The sequence below is a fragment of the Mesorhizobium sp. NPDC059054 genome (genome assembly GCF_042739215.1).
Classification (GTDB): Bacteria; Pseudomonadota; Alphaproteobacteria; order Rhizobiales; family Rhizobiaceae; genus Mesorhizobium.
Map to the genome: position 1 here is coordinate 1,040,313 of NZ_JBHYHV010000001.1, position 23,362 is coordinate 1,063,674.

Sequence of the window (23,362 nt, forward strand, 5' to 3'; positions counted from 1 at the left end):
TGGAAATGGTTCGATTTTCGCTTTGGCAATTCCTGCCGCGGTTCAGCCTCGCTGTCATGGCTGTTGTGTTTCTTCTCGCCGGCAGGTCGATGGCGGCGGAAGGACAGGCGATGATGTTACCCGTCGACCCGGTGCCGCTGGTGGCGGTCACCGCCAAGGGCGACCGTCCGTTCCAGATCGAGATCGCCGACGACGATGCGGAGCGCGAAGCTGGGCTGATGTTCCGCCAGACCATGCCGAACGACCGCGGCATGCTGTTCGTCTTCCCGCAAACCGAAGGCGTCGGTTTCTGGATGAAGAACACTCCGATGCAGCTTGATCTGCTGTTCATCGGGCAGGATGGCCGCATCAAGGCGATCCGCCAGGGTGAGCCGCAATCGGAGGCCGTCATTGCGCCCAATGAACCGGTGCGTTTCGTCCTGGAATTGAAAGCCGGCACCGCTGAGCGCGAAAACATCAAGGAAGGCGACCTGGTCAAGCACCCCGCCGTCAACGCTGTTTCTGGCATCAACTGAAGGTCATTCCACGCAATGCAGTTTTTCAGTCATGACGGCTTCGACCTCGCGTTTCTTGATCGTCAACCTGCCACAGGTAGCGGCGATCCGGTATTGATGATCCACGGCTTTGCTTCCAGCCACTATGTCAACTGGGTCTCGCCGGGCTGGTTCAAGACGCTGAACGATGCCGGCTACCGTGCCATCGCCTTCGATCATCGCGGCCATGGCGCATCGACGAAAAGCTATGAAGGCGCGGATTATACGCCAGACAAGATGGCTTCGGATGCGGCGGCATTGCTCGACCATCTCGGCATCGAGCGGGCTCATGTGATGGGCTACTCCATGGGCGCGCGCGTGTCAGCGTTCCTCGCGCTTTCCAACCCCGACAAGGTCGCCACGCTGGTGCTGGGCGGATTGGGCATCGGTATGGTCGACGGCGTTGGCGACTGGGATCCGATCGCCGAAGCACTGATGGCGCCGGATGCCGCCGCCATCACGCACACACGCGGCAAGATGTTCCGCAGCTTTGCCGACCAGACCAGGAGCGACCGTGAGGCGCTTGCCGCCTGCATCGTCACCTCGCGAGAACTGCTTTCCGAGGACGAGGTTTCGCGCATCGCGCAACCAACGCTGGTGGCGGTCGGCACGACCGACGACATCGCCGGTTCGGCCGACGACCTCGCGGCGCTGATGCCCAACGCGGTGGCATTCCACATCGAAGGACGCGATCACATGCTGTCGGTAGGGGACCGCACCTTCAAGAAGCGGGTGCTGGAGTTTTACGCCGAACACCCGCTCTGAACGGCGTGATGGTCGACCTTCTCGTAACATATCTGGATATGACTGCGTCGCCGTCGGGGGCGGCACTGAGCAGTCCAGATAGCGCGGCCTGCCTGAAGCGCGAAAACCTCCCGCTCGTCGACTACCTGGATCTTTATCGCGCGGTCGGCGCGTCGCTGGATTGGGATCAGAGGCTGCGCATGCCGAAGAATGATCTCGCGGTCCTGTTGGCCAGCCCGTCCACATGGCTGAACGTCCTGCGGGTCGATGGCGTCGCCGCTGGCTTCTGCGAATTCAACGGCGTCGGCGAGCCGGTCGTCGAACTGGCCCATTTCGGCTTGGTCGATGCCTTCCGGGGGAAGAGGTTGGGGCCCTATCTGCTGGACGGTTCGTTGCGTGCGGTCTGGGCCAGCCAGCCGGAGCGCGTATGGCTGCACACCGATACCAATGATCATCCCAAGGCGTTGTCCGTCTATCTGCGCGCCGGCTTTGCCATTCGCGAAAGGCGGATGGAGAGGTTTCCGGATTAACTGCCGGAGCGTGCCTCAAGCACATTGACAGAGCGCCTGAGATTCTTCCGCGCCTGCTCCTCGAAGCGGCTGCGAAAAATGTCGGTGTGGAAAATATGTTCGCGCTCAAGAAAGGTCTTCAGCACCGCACCGCGCCCGGCAATCCACAGCGGTTCCTCCACCCATGCATATTCGCGGCGCACTGCCGCCTCGTAGGCATCGAACGTTTCGGGTGCGGTGCCGAGGATCGACAAATCCATGTCCAGTAGAAGCGCCGCGTCTTGCCTTGCCGTCTCAGGTTCTATGTCTGGAACAGTATGCGTGGCGGTAGCCTCGATGGTCAGGGCAATACGGTTGAGCCGTTCTGCATCGGCGATCCCTGCCAGCTTTTCGCGCGCGAGATCGGCACTACGCGCCTCGTTGTCCTTGGCCCGGCTGTCATAAATCGCGTCATGGAACCAGATCGCAGCCTCTATTGCCTCGGGGTCAGAAAAGGAGGGGCGGTATTCGTCGAGCAAGCCGAGGAGTGACTTGATGTGGTTGATGCCGTGATAATGGCGGTCTTCGGCACGATAGAGTGCCGAAAGTTCGGTCCTCAATGCCGGCGTGATCAAGGAAGCTCTCACTGGCCGATGAACTCCGGCTTGCGGCGCGCCTGGAAGGCGGCACGGCCTTCGGAATAGTCGACGCTGGCGAAGGTCAGGTCTCCGGCCGCACGGGCAAGTTCGCTATCGGTGGCGTCGTCGCTGAGCTCCGCATGAATGGCCAGTTTGGACGCGCGCACCGAAAGCGGGGCATTGGCCGCGATGGTCGCCGCGAGTTCGGCAACGCGTCGTTCAAGCTCTTCCCGGGCGACGATTTCAAGCAGGAAACCCGCCTTGAGCGCGGTCTCGGCATCGACGCGATTGCCGGTGAAGGTAAGATAACGCGCCATCTGCGGCCCAACGGCGCCGACGATGTCGCGCATGGCATCCTGAGGATAAGCAAGGTCAAGCTTAGCGGCCGGCACGGCAAACAGTGCATCGGGCGTCGCAATCCTCAGATCCGCTGCAGCAGCGAGGCCGAAACCGCCGCCGAAGCACACGCCATGCAGCGCTGCGATCACCGGCATGCGGGCATTGCGAATGGCGGCGAAAGCGGCGGAATTGGCGGCTTCGTAGACGCGCGCATTGTCGCCGTCACGCAGCGTGTCGAATTCAGCGATGTCTGCACCGGCCGAAAAATCGGCTCCCGCGCCGCTCAATGTGATGACCCGTACAGACGCATCGGCCGACAGAGCTTCGAATGTGGAGAACAGTGCCTGCCACATGGCGAAGGTGATGGCGTTCTTTTTCTGCGGTCGGTTGATGCGAACGGAGGCCACGTTGTTGGCGATCTTGACAATCAAGGGTTCGTTTTCCATGCCCGATTGAAATCCAGCCACCCAAAACCATTTGAACTAGCAATAAGGAAAATTGAGTTCACCCGTGCTATGATATGGCTTATAGGACCGGCCGGATAAGACAAGCCGCCAGCGGAGACTATCCATGAACAGCGTCGGTATCGCCCGTTCCAGCCTGTTGAAGCCGGTCGACCCGATCTGGCGCTCCATTCGCGACGAGGCCACCGAGGCAGTCAATCGCGACCCTCTGCTGGCCGCTTTTCTCTATGCCACCATCCTGAATCAGGAGACGCTGGAAGAGGCTGTGATCCATCGCCTTGCCGAGCGGCTGGCGCATCAGGATGTCGGCGCAGACCTGATCCGCCAGACCTTCAAAGCAATGCTGGACGACCAGGTCGGCTGGTCCGATGTGGTGCGTACCGACATCCAGGCCTATTTCGACCGTGATCCCGCTTGCGACCGCTATCTGATGCCGGTCCTTTACTTCAAGGGTTTCCACGCGATCCAGACGCATCGTCTGGCGCACTGGCTTTGGAACCACGGCCGCCGGGATTTCGCGCTCTACCTGCAGAGCCGCTCGTCTTCCGTCTTCCAGACCGACATCAACCCGGCGGCCCGCATCGGCAAGGGCATCTTCCTCGACCATGCCACCGGCTTCGTCGTCGGCGAGACGGCAGTCATCGAAGACGACGTCTCCATCCTGCATGGCGTAACGCTCGGCGGCACCGGCAAGGCCGGTGGCGACCGTCATCCCAAGATCCGCCACGGTGTCCTGATCGGCGCAGGCGCCAAGATCCTCGGCAACATCGAGATCGGCCATTGCTCGAAGGTAGCGGCGGGTTCCGTCGTACTCTCGGCGGTGCCGCACAACAAAACGGTTGCCGGCGTGCCTGCGCGTGTCGTAGGCGAGACCGGCTGCGACCAGCCGTCCCGTCAGATGGACCAGTTGCTGCCGTCGCAGTCGATGGAGCATGTCGTTTCATTCGACATCTGAAATCCGGCGCCTTGTTGCGGGAGCTGTTCCATTGCGCGGCAGCCCCTTGTCACCATTAGGGCAGTTCGCCTTTACATCGCCATCCTTACCGTGCCAGAAGCGCGGAACGCCGTGAGCGCCGGGACGGTGCCGGGCAGCCATTTCCTAAGCGGAGAAAGCCGTTGAAACCCGACGAAATCAGAAAGCTGGACGCCTATTTCAAGCGTGTCTTCCAGAATCCGAACCTCGAAGTGAAGGCGCGTCCGCGCAAGGAAGATTCGGCCGAGCTCTACATCGGCGACGAGTTCCTCGGTCTGGTCTACAAGGACGAAGAAGAGGGCGATTACAATTTCTCGATGGCGATCCTCGACATCGATCTCGGCTGATACGAGACGGGCGCCGTCTTCCGGCGCCCCTCACTTCTTCAGCGTCGCGCCTGTCTTCAGCGTGCGTGCCGCAAAGCCCAGGACCGCCGCGTCCAGGGCCGGCCAGTCGGCCAGGAATTCTTTCGGAAACCGGTAAGTGAGGCTCAGCCGTTCGCCGACGAGCACGTCGCGTTCGCAGGGAGCGAGCGACTGCTCTGCGCTTGCGCCGGCAAGACAGCGCGCGACGAATGGCGCCTGGCCGGGACGTTCAGCCACCGCCAAGGTCTCGTTGAGATAGCCGGACTTTTCGGCGAAGTCGTAAAGCGTGGTGCTGCCAGGACCAGGTTTGCCGGGCTGTACGATCAGCGACGAATAGATCGGCGCGTAGCGACCGCTCATGTCGCGCGACATCGCCTGTTCTTCGAAGGTCAAAAACAGGACGGTGCGCTTGCCGCGCGCATTGTTGAAATCGTCCCGAGCTGGGACGCTGTAGCCATCCATCTTGGGGTAGCGCAGATAAAGATCGAGCCGATCGGTGACGCCGTCGCGGCGTGCCTTGTCGAAGCGGATGACATTGGCAGGCATGGCCAGCACATTGTTGCCGATGACCACCTCATACACTTTTGTATCGTCGGAATAGCCGCCCATGGCAATGGAACGGCCCAGCCATTTGCCGGCAACGCTGATAGCCACCGAAAGCAGCGCCACCACCGCGAAGGCGTAAAACACTTTCACCATCACTGCCGAATCGACAACCGTGAATTCGGGCGCGTCGGTTGCGGGTTTGTTCATCTGTATCCCGAAGGTTGTGGCCTGTTCCTCATGTCGCACATGGACGATTCCGGCAGGCCGACGGTCAGGTAGGACTGTGAGGATTTATGGTAAATGGACGGTAAAGACCGGGCCGCGCTTGTCACGCCCGCAGGCCGTCCTCTACTGTCCGCGCGACCTAATTTTCGAGGTTTTGAGAGAACAATGCCGCTTTATGCACTGGACGGAAAGGCGCCGCACCTTGTCGACGCCGAGAGCAACTGGATCGCGCCCGACGCGACGCTGATCGGCGATATCACGCTCGGCCGCAATGCCGGCATCTGGTTCGGTGTGGTGATCCGAGGCGACAACGAGCCGATCCTCATCGGCGACGACACCAATGTGCAGGAACACACTATCATGCACACCGATATCGGCTTTCCGTTGACCATTGGCGCTGGCTGCACCGTCGGCCACCGCGCCATGCTGCATGGTTGCACCATCGGCGACAACAGCTTGATCGGCATGGGTGCCATCGTGCTGAATGGCGCGAGGATCGGCAACAATTGCCTTGTCGGCGCCGGTTCGCTGGTCACAGAGGGTAAGGCATTTCCGGATAATTCGCTGATCGTCGGCTCGCCCGCGCGCGTGGTCCGCAGCCTCGACGACAACGCCGTTGCAGGCTTGCGCAATTCGGCTGCCCACTATGTCGCCAACGGCAAGCGCTTCAAAGCCGGATTGATTGAGATCTGACTTCAGCCAGGGCCGCAGAAGCCGATCGAAGCGCAACTTCTTTTGAAAGGCGGAGCCGGCCCGGGGACTGGGCCGGCTCCTTGACCCGGTCGTCGGGGACGGGGAAGGTGGGGACTCGACCGGGTTTCCGTGACGTTCTTGACCGCGTGAAGCTGGGTTCAGCCTCGGCTGATGTCAGCGGACACTGGCGACCGCATCGGCCCCGCCATCGGTGATCGTCACCCAAACGCCGGAGTTCGTCACGGACTGGCGCTTGAGATAGGTGTAGGGCGTCTTGCTCCAGAGCAGGACCTTCGGCTGCAGATTGTCGAGCACGAAGTCGCCCATCGAAGTGCGTACCGTAAGCACGGCGTGGCCGTCACCATTCGGCTGGCGAGCTACCGTGATCAGTAGATCTCCGGCAGGAACGCCTGCCTTCATCAACTGACGGCGCTTTTCCAGCGCATAATCCTCGCAGTCGCCATAACCCTTGTCCGGATAGGCCCAATATTCCTCGACGCCATAGGCTTCGAGATCGGTGACAGGCTTCACCTTGGTGTTCACGCCATTGTTGATCGAAATCATCGTCGCCCACAGCTTGCGGGAAAGCTCGGTCGGCGCGCCCTTCTGTGTGCGCTGATTGCACTCTTCCGGCATTTGCTGGCAGAGCTGGTAGTGACCGACGGGCTGCGTCGTGCGAGCGCCGGTCGGCATATAGTTGCCGCCAGCCTTTGCGGTCCCCACCGCGCCGACCAGCACCGCTACTGCGAACAGCAGCTTGCGTCCAAATCCGTCCATACTGTCGTCTCCCCGTTTGAAGCGACAATGCCACGGTCGGATTTATTTGACGCAAAACCACGCAGTAGATATTGAGTAAAACGTGGAATGAATTATAAACTATCTCAAATTGAATAAGTATAAAATAGTTACGATTTTTGTTAGGGTTTCTTAACCATATCGCTGCCGGGCTTTTATCTGCGCGATGGAGTGCCGATGGTCTACCGATTGCGTTGTAACGCGATCGTCTTGTCGGCGGTGGGACGCTGGAAAGCGCACAGTTTGAAACGGGGGCTTGCGCTCGCCCGGACATGGGTGCAAGCCTTCAACTGCGATCAGCGATTTTTGCCACTTGAAGTTGTTTGAGGGACAGTCAAGAGACGGCAATGGACAAGGAAACCAAGCAAAGGTCCGGCAGCCCCTGGGCTCCGGTTCTTCCGCAAGGTGATGAGTTGCTGCTCGGCATTATCGACAGGGCAGCTGTTGCGATGGCGTTGCTCGGTGAAGAAGGCCATTGCCTCTATGCAAACGAGGCTTTCTGTCGGTTATTCGGCCGTGATCCAGGTGACTGCGCCGGTCTCCATCTTCTGAATATCGTCCACACCGATAACCGCGATGGCTTTGCCGATCCGCTGGTCGCCGAGTACGGGGTAGAGCGCCGCTATCTGCGCGCCGACGGCAGCGTTTTTCATGGGCTGAACAGCCTGTCCGAGGCCATCGCCGGTACACCTTTTCGCTTCATCCTGCAGATCGTTGACATCGAGGCGCGCAAGCAGGCCGAGCAGGCGGTGGAAGAGAATGAGCGCCGTCTGACCGAGGCGTTGCTCAGTTCCGGGCAAGCTGTTTGGGACAACGATATCCTCGCCGGTCAAATGTGGATTTCTGCGCAGATGCGGACCATGCTTGGTCTCGATCCGGGCGAAATGACGATCGATGCTGTAGAATGGCGGGAAAGAGTGCACCCCGATGATCGCGATCGAGTTGGCCTCGCTACGAAGGACGTTATCAAAGGGCTGCTGCCCGCACATGACCAAATCTATCGACTCCGCCACGAAGACGGGCATTGGGTCTGGATCCGGGCGCGTGGAAAAGTCGTCGAGCGCACACCGGACGGACGGGCGCACCGGCTCATCGGTACAATCGCTGACGTTTCGCATCAGAAGGAGATAGAGGAGCAGCTTGCCAGCGCATCGGAACGGCTCGAGATCGCGCTGGAGGCCGGCGGAATCGGCATTTTCTATGTCGACTACCCGTCGGGGTTCCGGCACTGGGACGCCCGCACCCTCGAATTGCACGGTGTGACGGCGAAAACGTTCGATCGCACGGAGGAGGGGTTCAACAGGTTGCTCCACCCTGACGATGCGCAACGGGTCGAGCAGGTTCGCACCGAAGCGCTTGAAGGAAAGCCCCGCTACCAAGTCGACTACCGGGTGAGGTTACCGAAATCCGGCAAATACAGGCACATCCGTGTGTCCGTGCATTTGCAGCGCAATGCCGATGGCTCGGTGCGCCGGGGCATCGGTGCCTGTTGGGACATTACCGGCGATGTTGAGCGGGCGGACGAATTACACGAAACGCTCGAGCAGCTTTCCGGCGTGACCGATCGTCTGCAACTCGCTCTCGAGGCAGGTCGGATCGGTACTTTCGATGTCGACCAATCAACGGGTCTGCGCAAATGGGACGAGCGTGCCTATGCGTTGCACGGCGTGACTCGGGAGACTTTCGACGGGTCGCGTGAGAGCTTTTTCAATCTGCTTCACCCAGAAGATATCCCGCGCGTGCGAGAGCGGACAAATGCCTTCGCGCAGTCGCGGGATACATTCACTTCGATCGAATACAGAGCGATCCATCCGGTTTCGGGCGAGGTCCACCATATCCGCGTTGCTACCAAGGCAATCCGTGACAGCAATGGTGCCGTTCAACGCTTTGTCGGCGTTTGCTGGGACATCACCGAGCAGATCGAGCGTTCGAAGCAACTGCACGACGCACTCGCGCTTTTGGAAGCGGTCATGGGCGGAACGCCCGATCTGATCTACGCCAAGGATATCGAAGGTCGTTACCTGCTCGCCAACGCATCGGTCGAAGAACTTGCCGGGCGGTCAAGCGCTGACATTTTGGGCCGGGTGGATCATCAGGTTTTTCCGAAATCGACGGCGGATGTGGTGGTTGCACACGACAAGCACGTCATGGAGACAGGCAAGGTGCTTACCGTCGAAGAGACGGTGCTGGTCGATGGCATGCTGCACACATATTCGTCGACCAAGGCGCCACGTTTGAATGAGAAAGGCGAAATCACCGGCACTGTCGGTATCTCGCGCAACATCACCGATGCCAAGGCGGCTGAAGCCGCACTGCGCAGGAGCGAGATGCGCTGGCAATTCGCGGTCGACGGTGCCGGCGACGGCATCTGGGACTGGAACCTGGAAACCGGCTATGTTTTCTACTCCCAGCGCTGGAAGAGCATGCTGGGCTATCAGGACGACGAAGTCGGCAACGCCGTGGATGACTGGTCGGAGCGCGTGCATCCCGAAGACCTACCCCGCTGCATGCAAATCATCGAAAAGCATTTTCGCAACGAGACCACCGATTTTGTGCTCGAACACCGCATGCGTGCCAAGGATGGCACGTGGCGCTGGATTTTCGATCGCGGCAAGGTAATCGAACGCAGTGAGGACGGTAAGCCGCTGCGCTGCATCGGTACCCATTCCGATATCACCGCGCGCAAGGAGGCCGAACAGGCGATCCTGGCATTGAACCAGCGTCTGCAACTGGCTGTCGAGGCATCCGAGGCTGGTATTTTCGATCTCGACTTCGCCACCGGGCATTTCACCTGGGACGAACGCATGTATGAGCTGTATGAACTGTCGCGTGACGGTTTCGACGGTACGCTCGACCACTGGATGACCTTCATTCACCCCGACGACGTGCCGGAAGTGCTGCGTCGCTATGAACTCGGGGTTCTGGAAACATCGATCTTTTCCATGGATTTGCGTATCCGGCGCCAACGTTCCGGAACGATGCGTCACATCCGCTCGCTCGCCAAGTTGACACGAGACGAAAACGGGGCGCCCTTGCGCGCCGTCGGCATGAACTGGGACATCACCGATCATGTCGAGTTGGTCCAAGCTGTGTTCGAGGAAAAGGAGCGGTTGCGCATCACGCTGCACTCGATCGGCGATTCGGTGATTTCGACCGACGCGCAGGCGCGTATCACCTTCATGAACCCGATCGCCGAGGAAATGACGGGGTGGCCGGCCAGCGAGGCGGCTGGCATGGCGTTGCGCGATGTCTTCCGGATCGTCGACGAGCAGACCGGCGATGCGATCCCGGACCCTGTCGAAACCTGCCTCAACCGTTTGCAGCCTTTCTATCTGAACGAGGGGGCAATCCTGATCGGTCGCGATGGCGAGCGCCGCAGCGTCCGCGATTCCGCCGCTCCGGTGCGCACGGCTTCCGGCGAGGTCATCGGTGCCGTTCTGGTGTTCCAGGATGTGACGAAGGCGCGCAGCCTGCAGCAGGCACTGGAGCACTCGGCCAACCATGACAGCCTGACCGGCTTGCCCAACCGAGCCGCGTTCGAACGAGAGCTCAGGATTGCCGGCGAGCAGGCTCGTTCACGCGGGCAAGAGCATGTCATGTGCTTCATCGACCTCGACCGTTTCAAGCTTGTCAATGACACGGCCGGCCATGCCGCCGGTGATGCATTGCTGCGGGACGTTGCCAATGTGATGCGACGGGCCTGCCGCGAAGAGGATATCGTCGCTCGCCTGGGGGGCGATGAGTTTGGTCTGCTGCTCTACGATTGCAGCGCGCCCGATGGCGAAAAGATCACCCAGCAATTGCTGCGCCAACTCGCGGCGCTCAAATTCGTCTGGGATGATCGAACCTACCAGATCGGCGCCAGCATTGGCTTGACCATCATCGGGCCAGAGGCTCTGGGCATCGACGAATTGATGAGCCAGGCCGATATTGCCTGCTACACGGCCAAGACGGCAGGCCGCAACCAGGTCTCCGTCTACGGTGGCGCCGGCAGCGAGGCGCATCGCAACCATCGCCAGGTTCAGGTGGCGGCAGGCATCCGCCACGCCATCGAAGCCAATCGCTTCAGGCTCTTTGCCCAGGAAGTGCGCGATCTGAGGGGACGCTCGGATGGTTCCCACTATGAAATCCTGCTCAGAATGCTCGGCGACGATGGCGACATCGTCGAGCCATCGGCCTTCATTCCGGCGTCCGAGCACTATGACTTGATGGGCAACATCGACCGTTGGGTCATCCACACCACATTCCGCGACTATGGCGAGCGGCTGGCTTCAGCCGAACAACTGTCTTTTGCCATCAACTTGTCAGCCAATTCACTCAACGACCCGTTCCTGTGGCCGTTCCTGCAGGAGGAACTGGGCCGGTCCGGCTTGTCGCCGGGGCGGTTGCATTTCGAGATCACCGAAACGGCGGTCATGAACAATCTGTCGGCGGCGAAACAATTCCTGTCCAAGGCTCGCACGGCCGGCTGCGGTGTCGTTCTGGACGATTTCGGCACGGGCCTGAGTTCGTTCAGTTATCTCAGACAGTTCCCCGTCAGCGGTCTGAAGATCGATGGCAGCTTCATCCGGCAGGTCACGGAAAACGATCTCGACCGCGCCATTGTGGAATCGATCAACGCCGTCGGTCATCGCCTGGGGGCGATCACTGTTGCCGAACAGGTCGAGGACGAAAAGACGCTCGAACTGGTGACAGTCATGGGGCTCGACAAGGCGCAGGGTTACGCCATCGCGATGCCGCTGCCGCTGGAAAGGATCTTCTGACCAGGCGCTGTCGCAGGCACCGATCCGCGTTGGACGCGGGCGGATCGGGGTAGGGGTCACGCCCGTGATCGGTTGAATTCGGAATCGAGGGTTTCCGGCCGCTGCACGACCGCGAATTCGATCGCAATGCCTTCCTCGAAATGGCGCACGACCTGGCCTCGCATGGTGCCCAGTACAACCTGGACGCCCTTCGCCGGCTTGACGTCGATTTCTATTGCCGCGCCCGACAGCGACAGATCGATGATGCGGCACTGATATTGGCGTCCATCCGAAAGATGCAGCACGCTCATCGGGTTGCGTGGTGCGACGCGTTCGTGGCGGCGATCTTCCGGCAGGTCGAGTTCATGCTTGTTGGCGAGCCAGGTCAGTTGCGCCGCCAGCTTGTCGCGCTTGCGGTCCGAGGCCACCACGGTCATGGCGAAGCCATCCTGCAGGCGGCGCGTCACCACCCCTTCGATGCGGCCGATATGGTCGAGATAAGCGATCACCTTCTCGCCGGGATCGCCGACCCGATCGGCGCGAAGGGCCACATTGCCGGGTGACATGTCGATGACCTGGCAGGGGTGCTCGGTGCGGTCCTCGAGCATGAAGCGGCCATAGATCTTCACGCGGACACGCTGAAAGTTGCGCCTTTCAGCCGCCGCCGGCGCCTGCTCGATCGCCGCTGACCTCATCACCGCTTGATACCTCGTTGGCATTCCTGCGCCGTTGCGAGGAATTTCAGCGGAACGCTACATGATGAGAAGTTAAAAAAGCTGAAAATGTTAACGTCGGCTTAGAGCATTTACTCTTCTTCCCGCCCGCCTTCGAGCACGACCAGATGACGCACGCGCCGCGCTCCGCCGAATGCACCGCTCGGGTTGGCGTGCTCAAGTTCCGTTGGCGCCAAAGATGGTGCGGCAATAGGCGTTCTGTTGTTCAACGCAGCCATTTCCTTGTCCGGATCGATGACGCGGACCGATTCAATGGCTGCGTCCGTCATTGGGTCGGCACCTAGCCAGAACGGCTTTTCGGCGGAATTGACGACACCCAGACAGCGTGGGTGCTCCGCACCGCCGTTGAGCGGCAATGCCAGGAGCTCGAACCTGCATGAATAGCCGCCGCGGCTTATCCCTTCGTAGTTGACCAGGACGGCGGATTGCTGGTCGAACACCCCCTGCATCAGGCGCGATACCAGCCGCTGGTCCTTTTCCCGCCAGAGCGACGGAAAGGAGAATCCTTTCAACTCGCGACCATAGGTGGCGCACAGCCGTGTGCCGGCCAACCGGAAGACGGCCTCGCCACGCGTGTCCTTCTCCAGAATAAAGGTGTCGGCCAGCAGTGCCTTGATATCGGCCGGCTCTACCTCGGTTCGCCGGGGTGCCGGGCGACCGTGGCGCAGCCGGTTCCAATATTGGAACAGTGCGATCGATCCATTCAGGTTCATAGTCTATATGCTCCGCGCCATCCTTCCGTCAGATGTGCCATCGGGGAACAGTTGGGTGTTTTCCGATGACCTACATGGGACGCGGAGCATGATGCGTGCCAGCCTGGATGGCATTTGTTAACCGGCCGGGGTCATTAAGGTTAACGAACGGTTTACATTGCTGCTCAAACTTGTCTGTGCGAGATTGAAATCACTCCAGTTTTCGTCGTTGTCCGATTTGGGTGGCGACATTCCGGTCAAAGGCTTTCAGGGGAGCAAGGGGGCTCGACCAGCCGTCCGAGGGAAACCTCGGACGGTTTTTTCTTTGTTTCCTGGACTTTGATTCGTTTCCGGAGCGTTTTCCGTTTTTGCGGAAACGCGGAAACGCTCCAGCCTTTTTTACGCAATTCCGGACGCAAAACCGCAGCACACTTTTCTGGAATTGCTCCGACGACTCCCGTTTGTGTAATGCACCGCCTTGGCTTACATGCTCGCGGACCGAGATTGGGCCAAGAGCGGGAATGATACGATGAACGAGGCGAGAGAGACGGAGATGCCGGAAGACAGCGAAACTCCGTCGCGCGAGCCGATCTTCAATTTGCCGGCCATTGTCCTGGCGATCATCCTGCTGTGCGCGGGCGTTCATCTGCTGCGCCTCTATGTGCTGACACCGCAGCAGGATGTCGAATTGCTCATTCGGGCAGCGTTCATTCCGGTTCGCTATTCTGGTCAGTACGACCTTGATTTTTATGCTTTTTCCAGTCCGTTTACCTACACTTTCCTGCATGGCGGCTGGGCACATCTGATCGTGAATATGATCTGGTTGGCGGCCTTCGGTTCGCCGCTCGCAAACCGCATCGGCGCTTTGCGCTTTGCCCTGTTCTTCGCGGTGACCGGCTTCGCCGCAGCCTTTTTCTTTTTCGTCATCCATCCGACAATGCAGGCACCGCTGGTCGGCGCGTCGGGCTCGATTTCCGGTATGATGGGCGCTGCCGCCCGCTTTGCCTTCCATGTCGACCGTTCGTCCGGCAAAGGCGCGTTCGCCGGGCCATTGCTGCCCTTCGGCGCAGTCTTCCGCTCGCGCGCTGCGCTGACCTTCCTGGCGGTGTGGATGGTCATCAACATCGTCACTGGCGTCGTTGGCTTCGTGCCGGGGGAGGATAGCCAGATCGCCTGGGAAGCCCATATAGGTGGCTTTCTCGCCGGCTTCCTGGGATTGCGTTTCTTCGACCGCAGGCAAGCTTATGGTCGCTGATCGGAATACTTGAAAAGCAACCCATCACGGCGCACCATATCCTTGCTTGACGTCGATGTCCGTCCGCTTGAGGCTGACGGACGGTTGCAGAGGAGGACGCCATGACTGTTAAGGCAATTCTTGAGGCGAAGGGCCACGCTGTGGTCACGCTTGGCCCCAACGCGACACTGACCGAAGCGGTCGGATTGCTAGCCGATCGGCGGATTGGTGCGCTGGTCATCACCAATGGAGATCGCAAGATCGTTGGCATTCTCTCGGAACGCGATGTGGTGCGTGTCATCGCCAAGGAAGGCGCTGGCGCGCTCGATCTTCAAGTGCGCGCCGTCATGACGCCTAAGGTCAAGATCTGCAACGCCAGCCACACGGTCAACGAGGTCATGGAGATCATGACCAACGGCCGCTTCCGCCATTTGCCGGTGGAAAAGGATGGCCTGCTCGACGGCATCATCTCGATCGGCGACGTGGTCAAACGGCGCATCGAGACGGTCGAGCGCGAGGCCGAGCAGATCAAAGCCTATATCGCGACGGCTTGAATTCGTTCCTCCCAAGGGAGGGCGTGAAAAAGCAACGCCTCCCCATGCCGTTGATGGATCGGCGCGGGGAGGCGTTTTTCTTGGGTCGTGCGTCTGCTCAACGGTTGTCGAGCTGTGACCGCACCAGCTTCAGCCCTTCGCGCGTGATGCGATAGGGGCCACCATTGCTGGAAGCGACCGCTTTTCTCCGCTTCAGTTTCTTGAAGAGCGGGATGCTGAAATCCGGATAGCGCCACCCGTCGCGGGTAAGGCAATGCACGGCTTCGATCTTCTGATTGTCGTCTTTTTCGATTTCGATGCGTCCACCCTGCGCGAGCAGGTGCAGGATGCGCTGTTCCAAGCGCGAAATATTCATTGTGGAATGGTCCCGGGAAAACCTGGCCGAAAACGGCCAACAACAAAAACCGCAGCCACGCGAACGCGGCACGGGGTTTCAGGTTTTCACGCCCCGCCTTCAGGAGAAGGTCGGGGCCTCAGCGGGACTCAGACGAAGTAAACATCCACACTCCATGGGATGATCGCCATATAGGCAAAATCATCGGACAATGCCAGCTGGATGTGAGGGCGACCTCAGGCGCGATGATCCAGCCGGATAACCAGCCGGTCGCCAAGCCACTGGATACCGCAGACCAAGACGATCAGCACGGCCACCACGGCGATCATGACAGTCGTTTCGAAGCGCTGGTAGCCATAGCGGATGGCAAGGTCGCCGAGCCCGCCGGCACCGATCGCGCCCGCCATGGCGGACGCGCCGACCAGTGTCACCAGCGTCACGGTGAAGCCGGCGACGATGCCGGGCAGGGCCTCGGGCACGAGCACTTCCCGGATGATCGTCCAGCGGTTGCCGCCCATGGCGCGTGCTGCTTCGATCAGGCCGCGGTCGACTTCGCGCAATGAGACCTCTGCGATCCGCGCGTAATAGGGCGTCGCCGCGATCGACAGCGGCACGATCGCTGCCCAGGTGCCGATGGATGTGCCGACGATCAGCCTTGTCACCGGGATCAGTGCCACGAGCAGGATGATGAACGGCACCGAACGGAAGCCGTTGATGATGGCGGCAAGGATGCGGTTCACCCAAAGGTTCTCCGCTATGCCGCCGCGCTCGGTGGCGATCAACGCAAGCCCTAGCGGCAAACCCGCGACCAGCGAGATCAAACCTGACGCCGCCGTCATCAAGACGGTCTCCCAAAGCGACCGCAGCAGGAGTTGGAGCATGACTTCAGACATAACCAAGCACCTTTGCCCTGGCATTTCGAGCGATCAGGAAATCGAGCGTTTTGGCGACCTGGCCATCCTTGGCGGCGACGCCAAGGAAAAGGCTGCCGACAGGTTCGCCCTGGACATGGTCGACGCCGCCGTGGATCAGCCGGAAGCGGCCGGGTACGGCAACTGCCAGTTCCGAAAGCAGGGGACGTCTCGCGGCATCGCCCGCGACATCCACGCGCAGGATCGCTTCCTTGCCTGGAACGGATGAGAGTTTTTCGGCGATCTCGGCCGGCAATTGGGGGCGGATGCCGCCAAGCAGGCTTTGCGTGATCTCTGATTGCGGATCGGCGAAGACCGACCAGACCGGACCTTCTTCGACGATACGGCCGGCATCGATTACCGCCACGCGGTCGGCGATGGAGCGGATGACTTCCATTTCGTGGGTGATAAGCAGGATGGTCAGGCCGAAACGTCGATTGATATCCTTGAGCAGCGCCAGGATCGATCGCGTCGTCTCCGGATCGAGCGCCGAAGTGGCTTCATCCGACAACAACAGCGCGGGCTCAGCCGCCAGCGCGCGGGCAATGCCGACACGCTGCTTCTGGCCGCCGGACAGGGAGGATGGATAGGCCTTCGCCTTGGCGGAAAGGCCGACCAGTTCGAGCAGTTCGGCCGCGCGTGCCCGGCGCGCGGCCTTCGGTTGTCCCGCGATTTTCAGCGGCAGCGCGACATTGTCCTCGACCGTCTTCGCGGACAACAGGTTGAAATGCTGGAAGATCATGCCGATACGCCGTCGCAGCGGCTGCAACTCGCTTTCGCCAAGCCGGCCGATCTCGCGACCTTCGATATGGACCTGGCCGGAATCCGGTCGCTCCAGCCCGTTCAGGCAGCGGATCAGTGTCGACTTGCCAGCGCCGCTGCGGCCGATGATGCCGAGGATCTCGCCCCTGCGTACTGTCAGCGACACGCCCTCCAGTGCCGGCGTCTCTCCGAAGCGGCGCTTCAGGTCGACGAGGCGCACGATCTCCTCGCCGTCTGCGAGAGCGGGACGGCTTGGCTGAGGAGGTGTGTCGTCGCCCACTATGTCGGCCAAAAACGGTATCTCTGCTAGGACGTGCTGGTTCACGGAATATCCTTTCCGCACCGCCTCTCGTGGCGGTGCATCGAACGGTTGCAAGCCAAACAGCTCGCCGACCCAAGGGTCGCGAGCTGCTCGCCGTTCGAGATAGGGCTGCATCGGCCTTAGTAGGCGACGACGCCTGTGCCTTTGTAGACACGGTCGAATTCAGCTTTCACCGTCGGGTTCTGATAGGCCGCGACCAGCGCCTTCACCCAGGGCTCCTTCTCATTGTCCTGCTTGACGGCGATGAAGTTGCGGTAGGGGTTGTCGTTCACCGCCTCCTGGGCAATGCGATTTTCCGGCGTCAGCCCGCTCTTCAGCGCCCAGTCGGTGTTGACGACGGCCGCGTCGAGGTCTTCCACCGAGCGGCCGACGATGCCGGCGTCGAGTTCCTTGATCTCGATGCCGCTCGGGTTCTCGGCGATGTCCGCGGTGGTGGCGAGAATGCCGGTGCCGTCCTTCAGCTTGATCAGCTTCTGGCTCTCCAGCACGCGCAATGCGCGCCCTTCATTCGACGGATCGTTCGGCACGCCAACCACTGAGCCCTTGGTCAACTCGGCTACCTTGGTGTGCTTCTTCGAATAGAGGCCGATCGGCCACAAACCCGTATAGCCCACCGCTACGATGTGGTAGCCCTGTGTCTTGATCTGGTTGTCGAGATAAGGCTGGTGCTGGAAGGCGTTGGCGTCGACCTCGCCGCGCTCCAGCGCCTCGTTGGGCTGGGTATAGTCGTTGAAGACCACGGTCTCGATGGTCAGACCCGACTTGGCCGCTTCGGCGGTGACGACACGCCAGACATCCTCGTCTTCGCCGGAAATGATGCCGACCTTCACCGTTTTCTTGTCCTCGGCATAGCTGGAGGACGGTGCGGCGAGGCTGACAAGCGTGACGGCGGAAGCCAGCAAGGCGGCGAGACCGGCGCGGCGGGTAATCGGGCTTCTAAGGGCGGTGATCATAACAGTCCTCGATCAGAAATAGCCTTGGGAGGCGAAAAGGGTTGGCGGCGCGGAATGCGAAGCCTGTCCTTATCGTCCACAAAGCCGGCTTTCGGTTCAAAGGACCGCTTTGCCCGACTGGTCGCGACGGCAGGAATTTCGTCTTAAAGATTCCGCGTTGCGGAGCAGAACAAACCTCGCCTTCGCAGGTGCGAGATGACGGTGCGCAAAGTTTTTCCTACACAGGGCGATGCGCGCTGGCGTTTTCGGTGTCTTGCCTCGCGCCGCCCGTTGCGCTAGCCCAATTCGACGATTTTCTCAGCTTCCCGAATGCAGGCCTCCATGACCCTCATCGACACCCGCACGCCCGATCCCAAACGATTGATTCCCGGCGCCACCGGCGACTGGGAAGTCATCATCGGCATGGAAGTCCATGCGCAGGTGACCTCGGAGGCCAAGCTGTTCTCCGGTGCCTCGACTGCTTTCGGCGCCGAGCCCAATGCCAATGTGTCGCTTGTCGACGCCGCCATGCCCGGCATGCTGCCCGTGATCAACGAGGAGTGCGTGCGTCAGGCCATCCGCACCGGGCTCGGTCTGAAAGCCCAGATCAACCACAAGTCGGTTTTTGACCGGAAGAACTACTTCTATCCGGACCTGCCGCAGGGCTACCAGATTTCGCAGTTCAAGCAGCCGATCGTCGGCGAGGGCACGGTGATTGTCTCCGTCGGGCCCGACAAGAAGGGCGAGTTCGAGGACATTGAGGTCGGCATCGAACGCCTGCACCTGGAGCAGGACGCCGGTAAGTCTATGCACGACCAGCATCCGACCATGTCCTATGTCGATCTCAACCGCTCCGGCGTGGCACTGATGGAGATTGTGTCGAAGCCCGACATCCGCTCGTCCGACGAGGCCAAGGCATACGTCACCAAGCTGCGCACCATCGTGCGTTATCTTGGCACCTGCGATGGGAACATGGATGAAGGCTCACTGCGCGCCGACGTCAACGTTTCGGTACGCCGGCCGGGCGAAGGTTTTGGCACGCGCTGCGAGATCAAGAACATGAACTCGATCCGCTTCATCGGCCAGGCCATCGAATATGAGGCGCGCCGCCAGATCGCCATCCTGGAGGATGGCGGCAAGATCGATCAGGAAACCCGCCTGTACGATCCGGTGAAGGGCGAGACGCGATCCATGCGTTCTAAGGAAGAAGCGCACGACTATCGCTACTTCCCAGACCCGGACCTTCTGCCGCTGGAGTTCGACCAGGCCTATGTCGAGGAACTCGCCGAGCATCTGCCGGAACTGCCGGACGACAAGAAGACCCGTCTTGTCGAAAAGCTCGGCCTTTCAGCATACGACGCCTCGATCCTGGTGTCGGAAAAGGCGATCGCCGATTATTTCGAACAGGTGGCAGCGGGCCGCGACGGCAAGATGGTGGCGAACTGGGTCATCAACGACCTGCTGGGAGCCTTGAACAAGTCCGGCAAAGTCATTGAAGAGACTCCGGTTTCGCCTGCGCAGCTCGGCGGCATCGTTGATCTCATCAAGGAAGGCACCATCTCCGGCAAGATCGCGAAGGACCTGTTCGAGATCGTTTGGAACGAGGGTGGCGATCCGAAGGAACTCGTCGAGACGCGCGGCATGAAACAGGTCACGGACACCGGTGCCATCGAAAAGGCAGTGGACGAGGTGATCGCAGCCAATCCGGACAAGGTCGAGCAGGCCAAGGCCAAGCCGTCGATGGCTGGCTGGTTCGTCGGCCAGGTCATGAAGGCAACCGGCGGCAAGGCCAATCCGCAGGCGGTCAACGACCTCGTCAAGGCCAAGCTCGGCATCACGGAATAGTCGCCATGTTCGTGCGCACGGCGAGCGAGCGTGACCTCGAGGCGGTCAAGGCGCTGCTCGCCGAGACCTGGCATGCCACCTATGATGCGATTTATGGCGTGGAGCGCGTGAACGAGATCACCAGCCAGTGGCATACGCCGGCCTCGCTCAAAGCGCGCCTGACCCAGCCAAACTCCGAGTTCCTGGTCGCCGATGACGGCAAGACCATCGCCGGTGTGGCCTTTGCTGCTGCCACGGATGATCCCAAGGTGGTCAAGTTGCGCCAGCTTTATGTACTGCCGGCATTCCAGCACAAAGGCATCGGCAGCATGCTGCTGGAAGAGATCGAAGACAGCTTTCCGGAAGCCCACACGCTGCGGCTGGAGGTGGAGGGGGCCAACGCGCCAGCAATCAGCTTCTACAAGGCCAAAGGTTTCGTGGAGGCCGGCCAGACCGGCGATTGCGGTACTGCCGGGTCTGGCATCCCGGCGCTGGTGTTCGAGAAACGGTTGGGGTGAAGTCGCCTTGCCGGGAAGCGCGCTTAGACGCTTGCCTGTTGCAGTCGCAAGAAATTTAAGACCGCGTCATGTGCGCGGTGCCTGGCCGCTTCGGGGGTAGGCGGCTCGGCAAGGCGAAGCAGCAGTCTCATCAACAGATCCCCCCACAACAACGCCAGGAAGCGCTCCGTCATTTCAGCGGTGTCACCGATTAGCAGGCCGCGCGACTGCGCCTGCTCCATGATCGCTGCCAGATCCTCGCGCGCGGCGGCCCGGCCAATCGAATCCAACGCCTGTGCAATCTCCGGCGCTCGTTCAGCTTCAGCGATCGCCAGCCGAAAAACGCCAAGGACAACCGGATCGCTGACTTCGCGAAGCAGTCGATCACCGAATGCCAAGAGAACTTCGGCGAGGCTTTCGCGATTATGAGGCTTGGGCATCTCGGCCGGTGGTCGCATGCGGCCGGCCCGCTCCGTGATGCAGGCGACGAGCATGTCGTGCTTGTTGCCGACCAGTGCGTAGAGCTCGCGCTTGGAGACTTTGGCACGGGTTGCGATCTCCAGCATGCTCGTCTGAGCATAGCCGTGCACGCCGAAGGCCGCGAAGGCGGCGTCGATGATGCGTGCCCGGGCGGGCTTCTGGTCCACGTCGTCCGGCCGTGAGGTCTTCGACATTGTCGTCAAATCGTCCTCCTTGACTTTGGTACCAATGGGTACCATCATAATGGCCGAAGTTGTCGCATTCCATCATTCATGCTGGTCGGGAGAGTCCCGACGGGAGATGCATATGTCGCCGGCGACTATTTTCACAGTCCAACTCGTTCTTGGCTATGTGCCTTGGCTGCTGGTGCTTGGCACCTATGTGTTGCCTGGACTGAAGTCCATGGAGCCCTGGCAGGTTCAGCGCGCCATTGCTGTGCTGCACAGTTTTCGCTTTTTCGGTTTGGTCTTCATACTCCCTGGTGTCGTCGGTCCGGGACTGCCCGCCGATTTTGCTCCATCCGCAGCCTATGGCGATTTCATCACAGGGGGGCTTGCCATGATTGCGTTGCTGACGGTTCGGATGCGTCCGCTGTTCTGGCTGTTCGTTGTCGCCTTCAACGTGGTGGGAACGGTCGATCTTCTGATCAACTATTATCATGGGGTGCAACTCGGGCTTCCGGAACGGGCGGGCGAGCTGGTCGCGGCCTACTGGATTCCGATCCTGTATGTGCCGGCTTTGATGATTACCCACATTCTGGCGTTCTATATGCTGGCACGGCCGTGGTCCAAGACGGGACAGGCCACTACCGGCGAGCTGACATCCTGATGGCCTGGATTGGGTAACGCACTCAGCTGCGTACGATTTCCACATTGTCGATCAGCCGGGTGGCACCGAGACGAGCGGCCACCAGGATGCGACCTTCTTGGTCGCGTCGCCAGGATGCAAGCGTATCGCTCTCGCGCGCCTCGACATAGTCTACGCTGCCAAAGCCGGCTGCGAGGATTTGCCGGCGGGCTTCGTCCAGCGTCTGTTGCGCATCGGCGCCGAGATGAAGGGCCTGCGCGGCATGACGGAGAATTTTGTTGAGCTCTCGTGCCTGAGCAAGTTCGCCCGGCGAGAGATAGGCGTTGCGTGAGGACATGGCGAGGCCTTCGGCGTCGCGCACCGTCGGTGCGCCGACAATCTCGACAGGAATATCCAGATCGCGGCAGAGCTTTTTCACCACGCAGAGCTGCTGGTAGTCTTTCTCGCCGAAGATCGCCAAGTCGGGGAGGGTCTGCAGGAAAAGCTTGGCCACCACGGTGGCCACGCCCTCGAAGAAGGTCGGGCGGAAATCGGTCTCTAACCCTGCCGAGGGGCCACCGATCGTCACCTTGGCAGCGAAGCCTTCCGGGTACATTTCCGCCGCTGTTGGTGTGAAGGCAAGCTGTACGCCGGCTTGCGCCAGCCGGTCGAGGTCAGCTGCGAGCTGACGCGGATATTTGTCGAGGTCCTCGGTTGGCGCGAACTGCGTTGGGTTGACGAAGATCGACACCACGCAGCGGTCGGCACGCTCGAGCCCAATGCGCATAAGCGAGACGTGACCATCATGCAGGGCGCCCATGGTTGGTACCATGGCGACGCTCAGGCCCTGCTTGCGCCACTCCCGCACGACGGCGCGAAGATCGGAAACGGTTTCAACAACTTGTGGGCGTTTCATGATTCTTTTGTGCCCTTCGGTTGAAAGACATGTTCGGGACCGGGGAAGCTACGCGCGTGCACTTCTGCGGCATAGCGGGCGGCTGCTTCGGCCACAATGTCGCGCAGGCCGGCATATTCCTTGACGAATTTCGGCACCCGGTCGACGGTCAGGCCGATCGCGTCGTCGATGACGAGGATCTGCCCGTCGCAGGCTGCACTGGCACCGATGCCGATGGTCGGGATCGCTGCCCTTCGAGTGATCTCCGCTGCCACCGGTTCCATTGTGCCTTCGATAACCATCGAAAAGGCGCCAGCCCGTTCGACAGCCTCGGCATCGGCCAGGAGTGCCGCGGTTGCGGCATCGGTACCGCCCTTGATCTTATAGCCGCCGTCCTTCTCAACCGATTGCGGCTGCAGCCCGATATGGCCCATGACCGGGATGCCGGCACTGACAATGGCGGCGATCTGCGCTTCGACGTCGACACCGCCTTCCAGCTTCACGGCGTCGCAGCCGGTTTCATCGATCAGGCGACGGGCGGAGGAGAGGGCAATGGCAGGCGATTCTTCATACCTGCCAGCCGGCATGTCCAGCACCACGCAGGCGTGGCGCGAACCGCGCATCACTGCTTGCCCATGCAGGATCATCATGTCCATGGTCGCGCCGAGCGTTGTCTTGTGACCGTGCAAAACCATGGCAACGCTGTCGCCGACCAGCAGAAGGTCGACATGGGGGTCAAGCAAGCGAGCGATGGGATAGGTGTAGGCGGTCAGGCAGACGATGGGCGTGCCGCCCTTGCGGGCCGACAGCACGGCAGGCGTAATGCGGGGTGCAGCCGCAGTCGCATCGGAAGCCATCTT

General features: G+C 60.7%; 25 protein-coding genes. 12 read left to right on the forward strand and 13 right to left on the reverse strand.

Annotated elements, in window-relative coordinates; translation table 11 throughout:
• Nucleotides 1-5: 5 nt before the first annotated feature.
• Genes ACFWXH_RS05010 through ACFWXH_RS05020 form a run of 3 tightly spaced genes read left to right on the forward strand, consistent with a single transcriptional unit; the run spans nt 6 to nt 1,807 of the window.
• A complete protein-coding gene (locus ACFWXH_RS05010; RefSeq protein ID WP_054313104.1) occupies nt 6-515 on the forward strand; it encodes a DUF192 domain-containing protein in 510 nt (169 codons plus the stop codon).
• Nucleotides 516-530: 15 nt separating this feature from the next.
• Nucleotides 531-1,298 carry an alpha/beta fold hydrolase gene (locus tag ACFWXH_RS05015; RefSeq protein WP_379118063.1) on the forward strand — a complete coding sequence of 256 codons (768 nt, stop codon included), beginning with the start codon at nt 531-533 and terminating at the stop codon, nt 1,296-1,298.
• Nucleotides 1,299-1,306: 8 nt separating this feature from the next.
• Nucleotides 1,307-1,807 carry a GNAT family N-acetyltransferase gene (locus ACFWXH_RS05020; protein ID WP_379118065.1) on the forward strand — a complete coding sequence of 167 codons (501 nt, stop codon included), beginning with the start codon at nt 1,307-1,309 and terminating at the stop codon, nt 1,805-1,807.
• On the opposite strand, the gene ACFWXH_RS05025 is transcribed toward ACFWXH_RS05020, so the two are convergent.
• Nucleotides 1,804-2,412 (reverse strand): hypothetical protein, encoded by a 609-nt coding sequence (locus tag ACFWXH_RS05025; protein WP_379118067.1) that lies wholly within the window; start codon nt 2,410-2,412, stop codon nt 1,804-1,806. The two genes, ACFWXH_RS05020 and ACFWXH_RS05025, sit on opposite strands and share 4 nt — an antisense overlap.
• Nucleotides 2,409-3,188 carry an enoyl-CoA hydratase-related protein gene (locus tag ACFWXH_RS05030; RefSeq protein WP_379118069.1) on the reverse strand — a complete coding sequence of 260 codons (780 nt, stop codon included), beginning with the start codon at nt 3,186-3,188 and terminating at the stop codon, nt 2,409-2,411. The genes ACFWXH_RS05025 and ACFWXH_RS05030 overlap by 4 nt, the downstream gene beginning before the upstream one ends.
• A gap of 124 nt (nt 3,189-3,312) precedes the next feature.
• Between ACFWXH_RS05030 and cysE the strand changes: the two genes are divergently transcribed.
• Both cysE and ACFWXH_RS05040 read left to right on the forward strand, forming a co-directional pair.
• On the forward strand, nt 3,313-4,161 hold the full coding sequence (gene cysE, locus ACFWXH_RS05035; protein WP_379118071.1) for a serine O-acetyltransferase: 849 nt from the start codon (nt 3,313-3,315) through the stop codon (nt 4,159-4,161).
• 161 nt (nt 4,162-4,322) lie between these two features.
• Nucleotides 4,323-4,526, forward strand: a complete 204-nt coding sequence (locus ACFWXH_RS05040) for a DUF3126 family protein (RefSeq protein ID WP_054313098.1) — start codon at nt 4,323-4,325, stop codon at nt 4,524-4,526.
• A 30-nt stretch (nt 4,527-4,556) separates the two neighbouring features.
• Here ACFWXH_RS05040 and ACFWXH_RS05045 read toward each other — a convergent pair whose 3' ends face one another.
• A complete protein-coding gene (locus ACFWXH_RS05045) occupies nt 4,557-5,297 on the reverse strand; it encodes a hypothetical protein (RefSeq protein ID WP_379118073.1) in 741 nt (246 codons plus the stop codon).
• A gap of 183 nt (nt 5,298-5,480) precedes the next feature.
• Between ACFWXH_RS05045 and ACFWXH_RS05050 the strand changes: the two genes are divergently transcribed.
• A complete protein-coding gene (locus tag ACFWXH_RS05050; protein ID WP_379118075.1) occupies nt 5,481-6,008 on the forward strand; it encodes a gamma carbonic anhydrase family protein in 528 nt (175 codons plus the stop codon).
• Between the two features lie 174 nt (nt 6,009-6,182).
• Here ACFWXH_RS05050 and ACFWXH_RS05055 read toward each other — a convergent pair whose 3' ends face one another.
• Complete coding sequence (locus tag ACFWXH_RS05055; RefSeq protein WP_379118077.1) at nt 6,183-6,785, reverse strand: transglutaminase-like cysteine peptidase; 603 nt, start codon at nt 6,783-6,785, stop codon at nt 6,183-6,185.
• Nucleotides 6,786-7,150: 365 nt separating this feature from the next.
• Here ACFWXH_RS05055 and ACFWXH_RS05060 point away from each other — a divergent pair, with 365 nt between their 5' ends.
• Nucleotides 7,151-11,566, forward strand: a complete 4,416-nt coding sequence (locus ACFWXH_RS05060) for a PAS domain-containing protein (protein ID WP_379118079.1) — start codon at nt 7,151-7,153, stop codon at nt 11,564-11,566.
• A 56-nt stretch (nt 11,567-11,622) separates the two neighbouring features.
• Here the strand turns inward: ACFWXH_RS05060 and ACFWXH_RS05065 are convergent, their stop codons facing one another.
• Together ACFWXH_RS05065 and ACFWXH_RS05070 are read right to left on the reverse strand one after the other, a co-directional pair.
• Entirely contained in the window at nt 11,623-12,240 is a 618-nt protein-coding gene (locus ACFWXH_RS05065; RefSeq protein ID WP_054313093.1) for a PilZ domain-containing protein, read from the reverse strand.
• A gap of 110 nt (nt 12,241-12,350) precedes the next feature.
• A complete protein-coding gene (locus ACFWXH_RS05070; RefSeq protein WP_379118081.1) occupies nt 12,351-12,992 on the reverse strand; it encodes a PAS domain-containing protein in 642 nt (213 codons plus the stop codon).
• Nucleotides 12,993-13,500: 508 nt separating this feature from the next.
• On the opposite strand from ACFWXH_RS05070, the gene ACFWXH_RS05075 reads away from it, so the two are divergent.
• Both ACFWXH_RS05075 and ACFWXH_RS05080 read left to right on the forward strand, forming a co-directional pair.
• Nucleotides 13,501-14,226: a rhomboid family intramembrane serine protease gene (locus ACFWXH_RS05075; RefSeq protein WP_379118083.1), complete on the forward strand. Its 726-nt coding sequence runs from the start codon at nt 13,501-13,503 to the stop codon at nt 14,224-14,226.
• 101 nt (nt 14,227-14,327) lie between these two features.
• Nucleotides 14,328-14,759, forward strand: a complete 432-nt coding sequence (locus ACFWXH_RS05080; protein WP_054313090.1) for a CBS domain-containing protein — start codon at nt 14,328-14,330, stop codon at nt 14,757-14,759.
• 97 nt (nt 14,760-14,856) lie between these two features.
• Here the strand turns inward: ACFWXH_RS05080 and ACFWXH_RS05085 are convergent, their stop codons facing one another.
• The 4 genes from ACFWXH_RS05085 to ACFWXH_RS05100 all read right to left on the reverse strand — a co-directional run bounded on the left by ACFWXH_RS05085 (nt 14,857) and on the right by ACFWXH_RS05100 (nt 18,041).
• On the reverse strand, nt 14,857-15,114 hold the full coding sequence (locus ACFWXH_RS05085; protein WP_054313089.1) for a YjhX family toxin: 258 nt from the start codon (nt 15,112-15,114) through the stop codon (nt 14,857-14,859).
• Between the two features lie 215 nt (nt 15,115-15,329).
• The gene (locus ACFWXH_RS05090; RefSeq protein WP_379118086.1) at nt 15,330-15,986 is read right to left on the reverse strand and encodes a methionine ABC transporter permease; all 657 of its coding nucleotides are present in this window, start codon (nt 15,984-15,986) and stop codon (nt 15,330-15,332) included.
• Complete coding sequence (locus ACFWXH_RS05095) at nt 15,979-17,046, reverse strand: methionine ABC transporter ATP-binding protein (protein ID WP_379118968.1); 1,068 nt, start codon at nt 17,044-17,046, stop codon at nt 15,979-15,981. Before ACFWXH_RS05095 ends, ACFWXH_RS05090 begins: the two co-directional genes overlap by 8 nt.
• 161 nt (nt 17,047-17,207) lie before the next feature.
• Nucleotides 17,208-18,041 (reverse strand): MetQ/NlpA family lipoprotein, encoded by an 834-nt coding sequence (locus ACFWXH_RS05100; RefSeq protein WP_379118088.1) that lies wholly within the window; start codon nt 18,039-18,041, stop codon nt 17,208-17,210.
• Between the two features lie 321 nt (nt 18,042-18,362).
• Between ACFWXH_RS05100 and gatB the strand changes: the two genes are divergently transcribed.
• Complete coding sequence (gatB, locus tag ACFWXH_RS05105; RefSeq protein ID WP_379118090.1) at nt 18,363-19,865, forward strand: Asp-tRNA(Asn)/Glu-tRNA(Gln) amidotransferase subunit GatB; 1,503 nt, start codon at nt 18,363-18,365, stop codon at nt 19,863-19,865.
• A 5-nt stretch (nt 19,866-19,870) separates the two neighbouring features.
• Entirely contained in the window at nt 19,871-20,362 is a 492-nt protein-coding gene (locus tag ACFWXH_RS05110; protein ID WP_379118092.1) for a GNAT family N-acetyltransferase, read from the forward strand.
• A 23-nt stretch (nt 20,363-20,385) separates the two neighbouring features.
• Here ACFWXH_RS05110 and ACFWXH_RS05115 read toward each other — a convergent pair whose 3' ends face one another.
• A complete protein-coding gene (locus ACFWXH_RS05115) occupies nt 20,386-20,988 on the reverse strand; it encodes a TetR/AcrR family transcriptional regulator (protein ID WP_379118094.1) in 603 nt (200 codons plus the stop codon).
• Nucleotides 20,989-21,127: 139 nt separating this feature from the next.
• Between ACFWXH_RS05115 and ACFWXH_RS05120 the strand changes: the two genes are divergently transcribed.
• A complete protein-coding gene (locus ACFWXH_RS05120; protein WP_379118970.1) occupies nt 21,128-21,649 on the forward strand; it encodes a hypothetical protein in 522 nt (173 codons plus the stop codon).
• 22 nt (nt 21,650-21,671) lie between these two features.
• On the opposite strand, the gene panC is transcribed toward ACFWXH_RS05120, so the two are convergent.
• On the reverse strand, nt 21,672-22,523 hold the full coding sequence (panC, locus tag ACFWXH_RS05125; protein WP_379118096.1) for a pantoate--beta-alanine ligase: 852 nt from the start codon (nt 22,521-22,523) through the stop codon (nt 21,672-21,674).
• Nucleotides 22,520-23,359, reverse strand: a complete 840-nt coding sequence (gene panB, locus ACFWXH_RS05130; protein ID WP_379118097.1) for a 3-methyl-2-oxobutanoate hydroxymethyltransferase — start codon at nt 23,357-23,359, stop codon at nt 22,520-22,522. The genes panC and panB overlap by 4 nt, the downstream gene beginning before the upstream one ends.
• Nucleotides 23,360-23,362: the final 3 nt, after the last annotated feature.

What these genes read in the sequence shown, in the direction of transcription:
- panB (WP_379118097.1), bottom strand. Translation starts at nt 23,359, where the DNA reads ATGGCTTCCGATGCGACTGCGGCTGCACCCCGCATTACGCCTGCCGTG.
- ACFWXH_RS05010 (WP_054313104.1), top strand. Translation starts at nt 6, where the DNA reads ATGGTTCGATTTTCGCTTTGGCAATTCCTGCCGCGGTTCAGCCTCGCT.
- ACFWXH_RS05085 (WP_054313089.1), bottom strand. Translation starts at nt 15,114, where the DNA reads ATGAATATTTCGCGCTTGGAACAGCGCATCCTGCACCTGCTCGCGCAG.
- ACFWXH_RS05060 (WP_379118079.1), top strand. Translation starts at nt 7,151, where the DNA reads ATGGACAAGGAAACCAAGCAAAGGTCCGGCAGCCCCTGGGCTCCGGTT.
- ACFWXH_RS05030 (WP_379118069.1), bottom strand. Translation starts at nt 3,188, where the DNA reads ATGGAAAACGAACCCTTGATTGTCAAGATCGCCAACAACGTGGCCTCC.
- ACFWXH_RS05055 (WP_379118077.1), bottom strand. Translation starts at nt 6,785, where the DNA reads ATGGACGGATTTGGACGCAAGCTGCTGTTCGCAGTAGCGGTGCTGGTC.
- ACFWXH_RS05110 (WP_379118092.1), top strand. Translation starts at nt 19,871, where the DNA reads ATGTTCGTGCGCACGGCGAGCGAGCGTGACCTCGAGGCGGTCAAGGCG.
- panC (WP_379118096.1), bottom strand. Translation starts at nt 22,523, where the DNA reads ATGAAACGCCCACAAGTTGTTGAAACCGTTTCCGATCTTCGCGCCGTC.
- ACFWXH_RS05120 (WP_379118970.1), top strand. Translation starts at nt 21,128, where the DNA reads ATGTCGCCGGCGACTATTTTCACAGTCCAACTCGTTCTTGGCTATGTG.
- ACFWXH_RS05080 (WP_054313090.1), top strand. Translation starts at nt 14,328, where the DNA reads ATGACTGTTAAGGCAATTCTTGAGGCGAAGGGCCACGCTGTGGTCACG.
- ACFWXH_RS05015 (WP_379118063.1), top strand. Translation starts at nt 531, where the DNA reads ATGCAGTTTTTCAGTCATGACGGCTTCGACCTCGCGTTTCTTGATCGT.
- ACFWXH_RS05100 (WP_379118088.1), bottom strand. Translation starts at nt 18,041, where the DNA reads ATGATCACCGCCCTTAGAAGCCCGATTACCCGCCGCGCCGGTCTCGCC.
- ACFWXH_RS05050 (WP_379118075.1), top strand. Translation starts at nt 5,481, where the DNA reads ATGCCGCTTTATGCACTGGACGGAAAGGCGCCGCACCTTGTCGACGCC.
- ACFWXH_RS05020 (WP_379118065.1), top strand. Translation starts at nt 1,307, where the DNA reads ATGGTCGACCTTCTCGTAACATATCTGGATATGACTGCGTCGCCGTCG.
- ACFWXH_RS05065 (WP_054313093.1), bottom strand. Translation starts at nt 12,240, where the DNA reads ATGAGGTCAGCGGCGATCGAGCAGGCGCCGGCGGCGGCTGAAAGGCGC.
- ACFWXH_RS05090 (WP_379118086.1), bottom strand. Translation starts at nt 15,986, where the DNA reads ATGTCTGAAGTCATGCTCCAACTCCTGCTGCGGTCGCTTTGGGAGACC.
- ACFWXH_RS05070 (WP_379118081.1), bottom strand. Translation starts at nt 12,992, where the DNA reads ATGAACCTGAATGGATCGATCGCACTGTTCCAATATTGGAACCGGCTG.
- ACFWXH_RS05045 (WP_379118073.1), bottom strand. Translation starts at nt 5,297, where the DNA reads ATGAACAAACCCGCAACCGACGCGCCCGAATTCACGGTTGTCGATTCG.
- cysE (WP_379118071.1), top strand. Translation starts at nt 3,313, where the DNA reads ATGAACAGCGTCGGTATCGCCCGTTCCAGCCTGTTGAAGCCGGTCGAC.
- gatB (WP_379118090.1), top strand. Translation starts at nt 18,363, where the DNA reads ATGACCCTCATCGACACCCGCACGCCCGATCCCAAACGATTGATTCCC.
- ACFWXH_RS05075 (WP_379118083.1), top strand. Translation starts at nt 13,501, where the DNA reads ATGAACGAGGCGAGAGAGACGGAGATGCCGGAAGACAGCGAAACTCCG.